The sequence below is a fragment of the Sphingomonas melonis genome (assembly GCF_013409985.1).
Classification (GTDB): Bacteria; Pseudomonadota; Alphaproteobacteria; order Sphingomonadales; family Sphingomonadaceae; genus Sphingomonas; species Sphingomonas melonis_A.
Genome location: NZ_JACCBY010000001.1, coordinates 605606 through 618764 on the forward strand (window position 1 = coordinate 605606; position 13159 = coordinate 618764).

The window sequence follows — 13159 nt, forward strand, 5'->3', positions numbered from 1 at the left end:
GGTTCTTAGGGGCGGGGGATTAGGGTTCCGGCTCGACAGGCAGGACGGCATTCCATGGACTATCCGTTGATCGCGCCGCGGCCGCCGCGGTTGAGCGAGCGTATCGAGGATCTGCGCCGGATCGAGGCGTCGGGCGTGTTCAGCAACAACGGGCCGGAGGTGCGCGCGTTCGAGGCGGAGGCGACCGAGCGTCTGTTCGGCGGCCGCGGCGCGTGCCTGGCGGTCGGCAATGCGACGCTCGGGCTGATGGTCGCGCTGCGTCAGGCGGCGGGCCAAGGGACGGGACTGCACGTGCAGCCGGGGACGCTGGCGCTGATGCCGGCGCTGACCTTCGCCGCGACCGCGCAGGCGGCATTGTGGAGCGGGCTGACGCCGCTGATCTGCGATATCGAACCCGACGGCTGGACCGCCGACCCGCAGCAGGAAGAGGCGCTGCTTGCGCAATATGGCGAGCGGATCGGCGTCATCGTGCCCTATGCGACGTTCGGCACCGCGATCGACCTCGACCGTTACGCCTGGCTCGCCGCGCGCCATGGCGTCGGGGTGGTGATCGACGCGGCGGCGTCGCTCGGCACGCTCGACCCCGCCGGGCGCGGCTTCGGCAGCGGCGCGCCGTTCAGCATCGTCTATTCGATGCACGCGACCAAGACCTTCTCGGTCGCGGAGGGCGGGCTGATCCACAGCGGCGACGTCGCCAGGATCGACCAGTTGCGCGGCATGATCAACTTCGGCTTCGAACAGGGGCGCAGCGCGACGCTGCCGGGCCTCAACGCCAAATTGCCCGAGGTGATCGCGCTGATGGCGCGCGCCAAGCTCGCCGAGATCGATGCGGTGTGCGATCATCGCGCCGCCATCGATGCCGCCTATCGCACGGCGTTGCCCGGCTTTACGCTGCAACGCTCGACCGGACGGCGGCAGGCGACGCAGTTCATGCCGGTGCTGCTGCCCCCCGACCTCGCGGCGCAGCGCAGCGCCGTCATCGCCGCGCTGGCCGACGAGGGCGTCGGGGCGGGGCAATATTTCAGCCCGCACCTCGGCGAGCAGCCGCTGTTCCGCGAGGTCGCGACGATCGCGCCGACGCCGGTCGCCGACGCGATCGGCGGCCGGATGTTGAGCCTGCCGATCACCGATGCGATGACCCCCGCCGACGCGGCGGTGATCGCCGGACGGCTGGCGCGGGCGGTCACCCGCTGTGCCGCCACCGGCGCGGGTGAGGACGCGACGCCGCAGCGCGACCTGACGACGGTGGTGATCGGTGGCGGCCCGGCGGGCACCGCGATGCTGATCGCGGCGAGCAAACAGGGCACGCTGGCGCCGCTGGTCGAGGCGGGCTTCGCGATCGTCGAAAAGCGCGCGCGGATGGGCGCGGGCGAACTCGGCTCCTATGCGATCCGCTCCGATACCACCGCCGAAACCTTCCTGTCCGCGGTGAAGAACAATCCCTATCCCGAACTGGCGGCGCTGGAGCAGCATCCCGCCGGGCGGCTGATGGGGCGCTACGTCGCCGAACTCGGCGCGCCGCTGGTCGATACCGCACCGTTGCTCGCGACGACGGCGGACCGGCTGCGCGACATCGTCGTGCGCCACGGCGGCGCGGTCCTGACCGGCCATGAGGCGCAGCGCGTGCAGCGCACCGCCGACGGGCGCTGGCAGACGACGGTCGACGACGCGACCGGGGCGACGCGCACGCTCGTGTCGCGCCACGTCGTGGTCGCGACCGGCGGCGTGCAGACGGAGGATCAGGTCGCGGCCAAGCGCGTCGCGGGCGCGCGGCTCGGCGACCTTGCGGGCGAGCGGCTGATCGGGTCGGACGCGGTGCTGCGGCTCGGCGGCGTCGGGCAGGTGCACGCGCGGTTGCGCGGCATCCCGGCGCCGCGCGTGGCGATCATCGGCGCTTCGACCAGCGCGATCGCCGCGGCGGTGCTGCTGCTCAAGAGCCAGCCGGGCTTCGCCTTCGGCGCCGGCGCGGTGACGCTGCTCCACCGCCAGCCGCTCAAGCCCTTCTATCCCACGATCGCCGCGGCGCATGCCGACGGCTTCCACGATTTCGACGAGACCGACATCTGCCCGGTCAGCGGCTTCGTATTGCGGCTCGCCGGGCTGCGGCTCGAATCGCGCGAGCTGGTGCTGCGCATGCTGTCGCTCGGCGGGCGCACGCCCGATCCGCGCGTCGCGTCGCACCGGATCACCGGCGACGACGATGCGGCCGCGCGCGCGTTCATCGCCGGGGCCGATCTGGTGATCGGCGCGCTCGGCTATCGGCCGCGCGCGGTGCCGTTGCTCGGTGTCGACGGCGAGCCGCTGGCGCTGGCGCATCACGCCGGGCGGCCGATGGTCGACCGCCATTGCCGCATCCTCGACGCCGACGACCGGCCGGTGCCCGGCGCCTATGGCATCGGCCTGTCGGCGGGCTTCGTCCCCTGGGGGCGGCTGGGCGGCGAGGCGAGCTTCCGCGGCCAGGCCAACGGCCTGTGGCTGTGGCAGAACGACGTCGGCCAGATGATCGTCGACCAGCTGCTCGAACGCGAGGCGCAGGAAGCCGCATGAGCACGCCGATCGTCTCGGTCATCATCCCCAGCTACAACGGCGCGCATTTCATCGGCGAGACGCTGGAGTCGCTCGCCGCGCAGACGCTGGCCGATTGGGAAGCGATCGTCGTCGACGATTGTTCGAGCGACACCACCCGCGCGCTGGTGCGCGAGTGGCGCGATCCGCGCGTCCGGCTGATCGAGAACGAGGTCAACGGCGGGCCGGTGCGCACCCGCAACCGCGGCGTCGCGGCGGCGCGCGGGCGGTTCGTCGCCGGGCTCGACCAGGACGACCTCTGCCTGCCCGAACGGCTGGCGCGGCAGGTCGCCTATCTCGACGCGCATCCCGACGTGGTGCTGGTCGGCACGCAGGCGGAGCAATTGCGCGACGGCAAGGTCTCGGCGATGCATTATGCCGCGCACACCACGCCCGAGCTGATCGCCTGGCTGAGCTGGATCGAGAATCCGCTGGTCTGGTCGACGGTGATGCTGCGCACCGCGGTGGCGCGGACGCTCGATCCGTTCACCCGGCCCGAGATGGTCTATGCCGAGGACTTCGACCTCTATCATCGCGTCGGCGCGTTCGGGCGGATCGCGCGGCTCGACACGCCGCTGGTCCGCTATCGCCAGCATGCCGGCGGCGTGTCGAAGCGGTTCATCGACACGATGCGCGACGCGTCGATGCACGTGCTCGCCGAGCGGCATGCCGGGGTGCTCGGCGTCGAGGATGCGGCGGTGCTGGCGCGGCTGCTGGTGCTGCACAATATGGGCGGCGTGCCGGTGCCCGACCGGGCGACCTTGCAGCGGCTGGGGGCGGGGATCGCGACGCTGCAGGCGGCGTTCCTCGCGCAGGAGCGGCCCGACACGGAGAGCCGCAAGCTGATCCGCTGGGAGACGGCGCGGCGCTGGGCGCGGATCGGGCGGACGGGATTGCGCTCGGGCTCCGTGGGACTGGCCGATGTGCTCGCGGCGCGGCCGGCGCATCTCGGGCTGGGCTATGCCGGGGTGGAGACGCTGGCGTGGTCGGCGGCGGTCGGCGCGGTGCGGCGGTTGCGGCGGCGGTGGCGTCGGGCGGGTTGAGGATTGGGGGTTGAGGGTTGAGGGGGTGGCGCCCTATCGTCATCCCGGCGAACGCCGGGACCCATGGACACAGCGACGCGAATGGCGCGCACGCCCTCAAAGCTTACCGCAACCATGGGTCCCGGCGTTCGCCGGGATGACGAAGGGGGCGGCTCATTCCCCTCCACCGTCATCCCCCGCTTGGCCGGGGGTGACCGCAAGGGGGAAGGTCTCGCCTTCCCGACTTACAGCGTGCGGATGATCCCCGAGAAATCGGTGCCGCCGTTGCCCGCCGCGACGAATGCCTCGTACAATGCGGTCGCATGGGCGCCGAGAGGCGTCGTCGCGCCCGCGCCCTCGGCGGCCTGCATTGCGAGGCGCAGGTCCTTGAGCATCAGCGCCGCGGCGAACCCGCCCTGATAGTCATGGTCGGCGGGCGTTTCGGGCCCGACGCCGGGGACGGGGCAATAGCTGGTCATCGACCAGCTCTGCCCCGAACTGACCGACGAAATGTCGTAGAAGGTCTGCGCGTCGAGCCCCAGCCGTTCGGCGAGCCGGAACGCCTCGCAGGTCGCGATCATCGTCGCGCCGAGCAGCATGTTGTTGGCCATCTTGGCGGCCTGGCCTGCGCCGCTCGCGCCGGCGTGGATCACCGCCTTGCCCATGTCGGCGAGGAAGGGGCGGGCCCGCTCGAACGCATCCTCCGCGCCGCCGACCATGAAGGTGAGCGTGCCGGCATTGGCCGCGCCGATCCCGCCCGAGACCGGCGCGTCGACCGCGGCGAGGCCCTTGGCCGCCGCGGTCTCGGCGACGCGGCGCGCGGTGGCGACGTCGATCGTCGAACAGTCGATCAGGATCGCCGATGGTTCGGCATGGCCGAACACCGCCTCGGCATAGACGCTTTCGACGTGGCTGCCGGCGGGGAGCATGGTGACGATCGCCTCGGCGCCCGCGACGGCCTCCGCGGCGGAGGCGACCGGGAGGCAGCCCGCCGCCTGCGCCTTGTCGAGCGCGGCGGCGCTGAGGTCGAAGGCGCGCACGTCATGGCCGTGCTTCGCGAGGTTGGCGGCCATCCCGCCGCCCATGTTGCCGAGGCCGATGAAGGCGACGCGTGCCATGTCTTCTCTCCTGTTGCGCGGGACTTACCCGACGTCCGTTCGCCCTGAGCCTGTCGAAGGGCAGGCGAGCCGGTGCTTCGACAGGCCCGGCACGAACGGACGGCGGAATCGTCCCATTCCTATTGCCGGATCAGGTCGCGGCCGACGATCATCCGCATCACCTGGTTGGTGCCCTCCAGGATCGAATGGACGCGCAGGTCGCGCCAGAAGCGCTCGATCGGATAGTCCATCAGATAGCCGTAGCCGCCGTGCAATTGCAGCGCGCGGTCGACGACGCTGCTGCCGGTATCGGTGGCGAGCCGCTTGGCCATCGCCGCGAAGCGCGTCTTGTCGGGGGCGTTGGCGGTGACCTTCGCCGCCGCCATGTAGAGCAAGGCGCGCGCCGCCTCCAATTCGGTCGCCATGTCGGCGAGGGTGAATTGCGTGTTCTGGAAGTCGGCGATCGGCTTGCCGAACTGGTTGCGATCCTTGGTATAGCGGATCGCCTCATCGAGGCAGCGCTGCGCGCCGCCGAGGCTGCACGCGCCGATGTTGAGCCGGCCGCCGTCGAGCCCCATCATCGCGATGCGGAAGCCCTCGCCCTCGGCGCCGACCAGATTCTCCGCCGGCACGCGGACGTTGTCGAACATGACCTGCCGCGTCGGCTGCGAATGCCAGCCGAGCTTGCGCTCGTTGGCGCCGAACGACACGCCGGCCATGTCCTTCTCGATCACCAGCGCCGAGATGCCCTTGGGCCCCTCCTCGCCGGTGCGGACCATGGTGACATAGACCTCGTTCTCGCCCGCGCCGGAGATGAACTGCTTCGAGCCGGTGACGACATAATGGTCGCCGTCGCGCACCGCCTTGGTCTTCAGCGCGGCGGCGTCGCTGCCCGAGCCGGGTTCGGTGAGGCAATAGCTCGCCAGCCGGTCCATCGTGACGAGGCCGGGGAGATATTTGGCCTTCACCGTCGGCGAGCCGAAGCGGTCGATCATCCAGCTCGCCATATTGTGGATCGAGATGAACGCGCTGGTCGACGGGCAGCCATAGGCCATCGCCTCCATGATCAGCGCCGCCTCGAGCCGGCCGAGCGCGATGCCGCCGCTCTCCTCGGAGACGTAGATCGCGGCGAAGCCGAGTTCGGCCGCCGCCTTGATCGTGTCGCGCGGGAAGAGGTGCTTTTCGTCCCATTCCGCGGCGTGGGGCGTGATGCGATCGGCGGTGAAGCGGCGCGCGAGCTCCTGGATCTCGCGCTGGTCGTCGGTAAGATCGAACTGGTTGTCCATGAAATCCTCAGGCCGGGCAGCGGCTGTAGCGGAACGAGCCGGCGCGATCGGGCGAACCCGTCACCTCACGCACCAGCGTCTTGCCGTCGTCGAGCAGGGTGAGCGTGGTCGGTTCGCGCCAGGTCATGCCCTCGCCGCTCATCGGCAGGTCGAAGGCGATCTGGCTCGGCCGGGTCTGGTGCAAGCCCTCGGCGGTGCCACGCGATTCGAAGAAGGACAGGCGGTTGCCGGCGATGGTCAGCGCCCCCTTGTCGGCACCGCTCGCCGCGTCGCAATCGCCCGCGACCATGCCCCAACGGCCCTGGAAGCCGGCGGGGATCGCCGCGATCGGCGAGGGGCTGGTGGCGGGGATCGGCACGACGCTGTTCTGCGGATCGTCGGTCAGGTTGGTCGGCGTCGGCTCGACCGCCGCACTGCCGCCGCTCGATTCATTGTTCGCCGTCTCGCCGCCCGAACAGGCGGCGAGACAAAGGACGGCGGCGGTGAGGAGAATGCGCATGCCGATCAGCCCATCGTCGGGATGACGAAGGCGTCCTGGATGCGGCTGGGGCCGCCGTCCTCGCTGCCGCCGGGCAGCGCCGAGCCGTCGGGCCAGCGTTGCGTCACCGTCTTGACCTTGGTCCAGAATTTGACGCCTTCCATGCCGTGCTGGTTGGTGTCGCCGAACGCGCTGCGCTTCCAGCCGCCGAAGCTGTGATAGGCGACCGGCACCGGGATCGGCACGTTGATGCCGACCATGCCGACATTCACCCGCGCCGCGAACTCGCGCGCGGCATGGCCGTTGCGGGTGAAGATCGCGACGCCATTGCCATATTGATGCTCCGAGGGCAGCCGCACCGCCGTCTCGAAATCGGGCGCGCGGACGATCTGGAGGACGGGGCCGAAAATCTCCTCCTTATACGCCGACATGTCGGGCGTGACGCGGTCGAACAAGGTCGGGCCGACGAAGAAGCCGTTCTCATGCCCCTGAAGCGTGAAGCCGCGGCCGTCGACGACCAGCTCGGCGCCCTCGTCGACGCCGGTCTGGATCCAGTTTTCCACGCGCTGCTTGTGCGCGGCATTGACCACCGGGCCGTAATGCGCCTGCGCATCGGTCGACACGCCGACGCGCAACGCGGCGATGGCGGGGATCAGTTTCTCGCGCAGCGCGTCGGCGGTCTTGTCGCCGACCGGCACCACCACCGGCAGCGCCATGCAGCGCTCGCCCGCCGAACCGAAGGCCGCGCCCGACAGATCGGCGACGACCTGGTCGAGATCGGCGTCGGGCATGACGATGCCGTGGTTCTTGGCGCCGCCCATCGCCTGCACGCGCTTGCCCGCCTCGACACCGCGACGATAGACGTACTGCGCGATGTCGCTCGACCCGACGAAGCTGACCGCCGCGATTGCGGGGTGATCGAGGATCGCGTCGACCATCGCCTTGTCGCCATGGACGACCTGCAGGATGCCCTCGGGCGCGCCCGCCTCCAGCATCAGCTCGGCGAGCCGCACCGGCACCGACGGATCGCGCTCGGACGGCTTGAGGATAAAGGCGTTGCCGGTGGCGATGGCGACGCCGAACATCCACATCGGGATCATCGCCGGAAAGTTGAACGGGGTGATCCCCGCGCCGATCCCTACGGGCAAGCGCATCGCATAGACGTCGATGCCCGGGCCGGCGCCTTGCGTATATTCGCCCTTGAGAATGTGCGGGATGCCGCAGCAGAATTCGATCACCTCCAGCCCGCGCTGGATGTCGCCCTTCGAATCGGCGATCACCTTGCCGTGTTCGGAGGAGAGCAGATGGGCGAGCGCGTCCATGTTCGCCTCGACCAGCTCCTTGAAGCGGAACATGACGCGGGCGCGACGCTGCGGATTGGTGGCGGCCCAGCCGGGCTGCGCGGCCTGCGCCGCCGTGACGGCGCGATCGAGATCGGCCGCGGTGCCGAGCGGCACGCGCGCCTGGATCTCGCCGCTGTTGGGATCGAACACGTCGCCGTAGCGCGTGGCATCACCGCCGGCCGATCCGACGATGAGATGATCGATATTACGCATCCTCGCTCCTTCGTGCCGCTTTGGTCGGCTTTGGCGCTTCCGTCGCAGGGTCAGACGCGCGGTGCAAGAGGGGGCGGATAATTGGTGGGGAAGGCTGACGTTTTTGGGGGTCAGGGCGTCGCCTGCCAGGGATCGACGACCGCCAGTCCCGCGGCCGCGAACGGGCGGGTATCGCGGCTAGCGACGACCAGGCCATGGGTCGCCGCGATCGCGGCGATATAGCCGTCCGCGAGCCCGATCGGCGCACCGCCGCGGCGGGCGGCGGCCATGCCGTCGGCATAGGCGCGTGACGCATCGAGGTCGAACGCGAGGACGCGGCCGGCGAACAGCGGCAGCACGTCGTGTTCGAGTCGATGATCGAGCGTGTCGCGTCGTTTGCCCGGTGGCATAACGGCGATGCCGAAGCGCAATTCGGCGACGGTGACGGCCGACAGATACAGCGTGTCGATCGCCTGCGCGTCGAGCCATGCCGCGACGCGCGGGTCGGGGGCGGGCTTCCACGGCTCGGACACGACGTTGGTGTCGAGCAGGATCATTCGAAGCGAAGCGGTTCGGCCGGCGCCGTATCGCGGAGGCGGGCAAACTGCTCGGCTTCCGCCTCGGTCAGGCCCGCGTCACGGCCGATCGCGGCGAGCAACGAACCGAGCCTGACGCGCGCCGGCGGGTGCACCGCGGTTTCGAGGATGGCGCGCATTTCGGCCTCGGTGCTGCGGCCGTGCTGCGCGGCGCGCGCCTCGAGTGCGCGATGCGTTTCGTCGGAGAGGTTGCGGATCGTGACGGCGGGCATGACGGCGTCTCCTGAGGTGATGGCAGTATCGGGATAGTGTCATCGGGACTCAAGAGGCGGGGCGCGCGTCAAGATAGGTACGGGTTGGAGCCTATGGCCGACCGTCGCGGTACGGCTTTGACCAGACTGTGGTGCCCAGAAGAGGGTTTTGCAGGTGGCACCAAACGGCAGAAATCGGCGGTTTCGTAATCGATTATCGGGGCGCTTATATTAGTCCCTTGTACTAGCTGGAGCAAGCTTACCGGCCGCGTCAGCCTCCTTGGTGAATACGAATGCGAAAATGGCATCCTCGACATAGCGCCGCTGAAATTTGAAGTATGAGAACAAACAAAAGAGATAGAGGGCGCATATGGCAGCATAGCTAGCTAAGTGGGCGATTCGTCCCTCATGGCCAAACATAAGTAATCCTGACGGAGGATTGCCCGCCAACATAATCGATATAGTGTAGGCTAGTTCGAACCATGATGCCGTTAACAGGATAAAGCAAATCGATCTAAACAAGCCAGATATTATAAGGTAGTTGTACATTCTAGTCGTTGCTAAAGGATTGTTGTTAGCTACAATGGCTTCTAGCGCCTTGAACCACTCATGACCCATGTCGAGCTTAATATCTGCCATGTTGTCGACGGCGAATTTATTTTGCGCTGCAATCATGACCTTCTCAGATACGCGGGTACGATGGTATCCGAACACTTCATAACGATAGACGAGGTAGTACGCCAAAAATACAGGAAAGTGGTAGCTAATCCTAACTACGCTACTAAGCCAGCTAGGCCCCCGGTAATGCTCATAAGCGCCGGCGTTGATGCGTTCTACAATCTTTTCCTTAAATTGCCCTCGCCTGTCCGTGCTGCCTCTAAGTACAGTTGAGCTAGCCTTTCCAAACAAGCTATCCATTAGTTTTTCGATAAATTCGCTGCCAAGGTATGCAATGATCTGGCCGAGAATGTAGACAGATACGAGCACCGTTAACGATGCAATCAGTGAGACAACAAATTGATCCGAAAATGCTGGGTCTATCTTGCTAAGTTTTGTAATTAAAGAGCTTTTGGTGTTATGATGCTCGGTAAGGAAAATCTCACCGTAATGCAGCATGAATGGTAGGGCAAAAAGGCCGCAGCCAAAATAAACTACAATGTCGTAGTTAGCAAATGGTGGCTTGACCAAGTCCTTGACCGATTCAATGCCTGCCATGCTGACCCCCCGTAAAGCTGCCGAGTTGATCGGCTTATTCCTCAGTGCAAATGCTAGGTGTTGCTGAGGCGTGTGCTATTCAATACCGAGGTGGCCGCGGTCTGAAAATGGGACAGATATGCGAGAGAGTAGCTGCGATAAGGTGAGGACGTTTTACCCAGTATACCCGGTCAAGCCTGCCCTCACACGGATATGAAATGCCTGCCCTACCTGCATCATCGCGCGTAGTTCCCCATTCCTGCATGACGTGTCACAGTAGCTGGATCATGGCTGGATAACGCTGTCCAGAATAACCAAGCGAGCGCAAGGCCACCGCAGACGTCGGCAAAGGCTAGTATTCGCCAGAACCGCCCGTGCCGAGCTTCTCGAAGCACGGTGGCGCCTGCCCTTCGACAGGCTCAGGGCGAACGGGTGAGGGGTGGTTCGACCGGCCGATGACGGGGATCGTCATCGACGCAGCCGTCCCGACCGGATCATGCGGGTCGCAGCGGCTGCGGCTGGAGGGCGCATGCTCGGCGGTAAGGGGGGGAGGCGAACCTCCCCCCGTGCGTCACTCCGCCGCGGCTTTCTTCGCGGCCGGCTTCTTCGCCGGCGCCTTCTTGGCCGCCGCGGGCTTTGCCGCCGCGGTCTTCGTCGCCGCCTTGGCCGCGGGCTTCTTCGCCGCCGCCTTCTTGGCGGGCGCCTTCTTCTTCTTCGGCGGGGCGGCGGCGGCGCGGTCGTCGATCAGTTGCACCGCCTCCTCCAGCGTCAGCGCCTCGGGCGTGATCGACTTGGGCAGGGTCGCGTTGGTCTCTCCGTCGGTGACATAGGGGCCGTAGCGCCCCTCCATCAGCTTGATCTCCGCCTCGGTGCGCGGATGCTTGCCGAGCTCCTTGAGCGGCGCGCGCGCGGCGCCGCGCGCCGGACGGCCACCGCCCGCCGCCGCCTCGGCGAGCTTGACCACCGCGGCGTTCATCCCCGTCTCGAACACGTCGGCGGTCGATTGCAGCCGCGCATATTTGCCCGCATGCGCCAGATACGGCCCGTAGCGGCCGATCGACGCGGTGATCGGTTCGCCCGTCTCCGGGTGGTTGCCGATCGTGCGCGGCAGGCTGAGCAGCTTCAACGCCCATTCGAGGTCGAGCTCGCCGGGCAGATCCTTGGGGATCGAGGCGCGCTTGGCCTCCTTGCCCTCGCCGAGCTGGATATAGGGGCCGAACCGCCCCGACTTGCGCTCGACTTCCAGGCCCGTCGCCGGGTCCTTGCCGAGCCCCTCGGGGCCGCTGTCGCCCTCCTCGCCGCCGGGCTGCGCGAAGCGGCGGGTGTATTTGCACTCGGGATAGTTGGAGCAGGCGATGAACGCGCCGAACTTGCCGCCGCGCAGCGCCAGCTTGCCCTGTTCGCACTTGGGGCAGAGCCGCGGGTCCGATCCGTCCGCCTTGTCGGGGAACAGATAGGGCGCGAGGAACTGGTCGAGCTCGGCGGTGATCGCGCTGGGCTGCTGCTCCATCACCTCGTTGGTGCGCGGCTTGAAGTCGCGCCAGAAGGCTTCGAGCACCGCCTGCCATTGCGCGCGGCCGCCCGAGACGTCGTCGAGCTCCTCCTCCAGCTCGGCGGTATAGTCGAAGCCGACATATTTCTCGAAGAAGCGTTCGAGGAAGGCGGTGACGAGACGGCCGCTTTCCTCGGCGAAGAAGCGGTTCTTCTCGACGCGCACATAGGCGCGGTCCTTCAGCGTCTTGATGATCGAGGCATAGGTCGACGGACGGCCGATGCCGAGCTCCTCCATCCGCTTGACGAGGCTCGCCTCGGAGAAGCGCGGCGGCGGCTGGGTGAAATGCTGTTCGGCGTCGACCGCCTTCTTGGCGGGGGCATCGCCCTCGCGCAGGCGGGGCAGGCGGCGCGCCTCCTCGTCCTGCGTATCGTCGCTGCCTTCCTCGTAGAGCGCGAGGAAGCCGGGGAAGAGCACGACCTGGCCGGTCGCGCGCAGCACGTTGCGGCCGGTGCCGTCGGCCATCTCGACGGTGGTGCGCTCCATCCGCGCCGACGCCATCTGGCTGGCGAGCGCGCGCTTCCAGATCAGCTCGTACAGCCGCGCATGATCGCCCGAGCCGACGCGGTCCTTGGCGAAATCGGTCGGGCGGATCGCCTCGTGCGCTTCCTGCGCGTTCTTCGCCTTGGTCTGGTACTGGCGCGGCGAATCGGGGACGTAGCTCGCGTCATAGCGGTTGGCGACGGCGAGGCGCGCGGCGGAGATGGCGCTGCCGTCCATCTGCACGCCGTCGGTCCGCATATAGGTGATCGCGCCGTCCTCGTAGAGCCCCTGCGCGATGCGCATCGTGTGATCGGCGGAGAAGCCGAGCTTGCGCGCCGCCTCCTGCTGCAGCGTCGAGGTGGTGAAGGGCGGCGGCGGGTTGCGCGTCGCCGGCTTGGTCTCGACGGTCTGGACCGAGAAGCGGCCGTCCTCGACCGCGGCCTTGGCCTTCAGCGCGTCGCCCTCAGTGCCGATCGACAGGCGGTCGAGCTTCTTGCCGTCCCATTGCACGAGGCGCGCGACGAAGGGCGTGCCGTCCTGCTCCATCTGCGCGGTGACCGACCAATATTCCTGCGCCCGGAACGCCTCGATCTCGCGCTCGCGGCCGACGATCAGGCGCAGCGCGACCGACTGGACGCGGCCGGCCGACTTGGCGCCGGGCAGCTTGCGCCACAGCACCGGCGAGAGCGTGAAGCCGACGAGATAGTCGAGCGCGCGGCGGGCGCGATAGGCGTCGATGAGGTCGGTATCGAGCTCGCGCGGCGCCTTCATCGCGGCGAGGATCGCGGGCTTGGTGATCGCGTTGAAGGTGACGCGCTGGACGTCCTTGGGCAGCGCCTTGCGGCCGCGCAGCACCTCCTGCACGTGCCAGCTGATCGCCTCGCCCTCGCGATCGGGGTCGGTGGCGAGGATCAGGCGGTCGGCGGTCTTCGACAGGTCGGCGATCGCTTTGAGCTGCTTGGACTTATCCGCGTAATTCTCCCACTCCATCGCAAAATTCTCGTCCGGGTTCACCGAGCCGTCGCGCGCCGGCAGATCGCGGACATGGCCGTAGGAGGCGAGGACGCGGAAGTCCGAGCCGAGATACTTTTCGATGGTTTTCGCCTTGGCGGGCGATTCGACGATGACGAGCTGCATGGCGGTTCAATAGCGTCCTTACG

10 protein-coding genes are annotated in these 13159 nt (G+C 67.7%); 2 read left to right on the top strand and 8 right to left on the bottom strand.

Annotated elements, in window-relative coordinates:
* Window positions 1-54 precede the first annotated feature (54 nt).
* The gene (locus tag HD841_RS03060; RefSeq protein WP_179507397.1) at window positions 55-2547 is read left to right on the top strand and encodes a DegT/DnrJ/EryC1/StrS family aminotransferase; all 2493 of its coding nucleotides are present in this window, start codon (window positions 55-57) and stop codon (window positions 2545-2547) included.
* The gene (locus HD841_RS03065) at window positions 2544-3608 is read left to right on the top strand and encodes a glycosyltransferase family 2 protein (protein WP_179507398.1); all 1065 of its coding nucleotides are present in this window, start codon (window positions 2544-2546) and stop codon (window positions 3606-3608) included. The genes HD841_RS03060 and HD841_RS03065 overlap by 4 nt, the downstream gene beginning before the upstream one ends.
* A 224-nt stretch (window positions 3609-3832) precedes the next feature.
* Here the strand turns inward: HD841_RS03065 and mmsB are convergent, their stop codons facing one another.
* From mmsB to topA, 8 genes are all read right to left on the bottom strand, one after another.
* Complete coding sequence (mmsB, locus tag HD841_RS03070; protein ID WP_179507399.1) at window positions 3833-4705, bottom strand: 3-hydroxyisobutyrate dehydrogenase; 873 nt, start codon at window positions 4703-4705, stop codon at window positions 3833-3835.
* 119 nt (window positions 4706-4824) lie between these two features.
* Window positions 4825-5970: an acyl-CoA dehydrogenase family protein gene (locus tag HD841_RS03075; RefSeq protein ID WP_179507400.1), complete on the bottom strand. Its 1146-nt coding sequence runs from the start codon at window positions 5968-5970 to the stop codon at window positions 4825-4827.
* Window positions 5971-5977: 7 nt separating this feature from the next.
* Entirely contained in the window at window positions 5978-6469 is a 492-nt protein-coding gene (locus HD841_RS03080) for a hypothetical protein (protein ID WP_179507401.1), read from the bottom strand.
* Window positions 6470-6474: 5 nt separating this feature from the next.
* Entirely contained in the window at window positions 6475-8004 is a 1530-nt protein-coding gene (locus HD841_RS03085; protein WP_179507402.1) for a CoA-acylating methylmalonate-semialdehyde dehydrogenase, read from the bottom strand.
* A gap of 110 nt (window positions 8005-8114) precedes the next feature.
* Window positions 8115-8540: a type II toxin-antitoxin system VapC family toxin gene (locus tag HD841_RS03090; protein ID WP_179507403.1), complete on the bottom strand. Its 426-nt coding sequence runs from the start codon at window positions 8538-8540 to the stop codon at window positions 8115-8117.
* A complete protein-coding gene (locus tag HD841_RS03095; RefSeq protein WP_179507404.1) occupies window positions 8537-8791 on the bottom strand; it encodes a FitA-like ribbon-helix-helix domain-containing protein in 255 nt (84 codons plus the stop codon). Before HD841_RS03095 ends, HD841_RS03090 begins: the two co-directional genes overlap by 4 nt.
* Window positions 8792-9001: 210 nt before the next feature.
* Window positions 9002-9985: a hypothetical protein gene (locus HD841_RS03100; RefSeq protein ID WP_179507405.1), complete on the bottom strand. Its 984-nt coding sequence runs from the start codon at window positions 9983-9985 to the stop codon at window positions 9002-9004.
* 550 nt (window positions 9986-10535) lie between these two features.
* Window positions 10536-13136: a type I DNA topoisomerase gene (gene topA, locus HD841_RS03105; RefSeq protein ID WP_179507406.1), complete on the bottom strand. Its 2601-nt coding sequence runs from the start codon at window positions 13134-13136 to the stop codon at window positions 10536-10538.
* Between the last annotated feature and the right edge of the window lie 23 nt (window positions 13137-13159).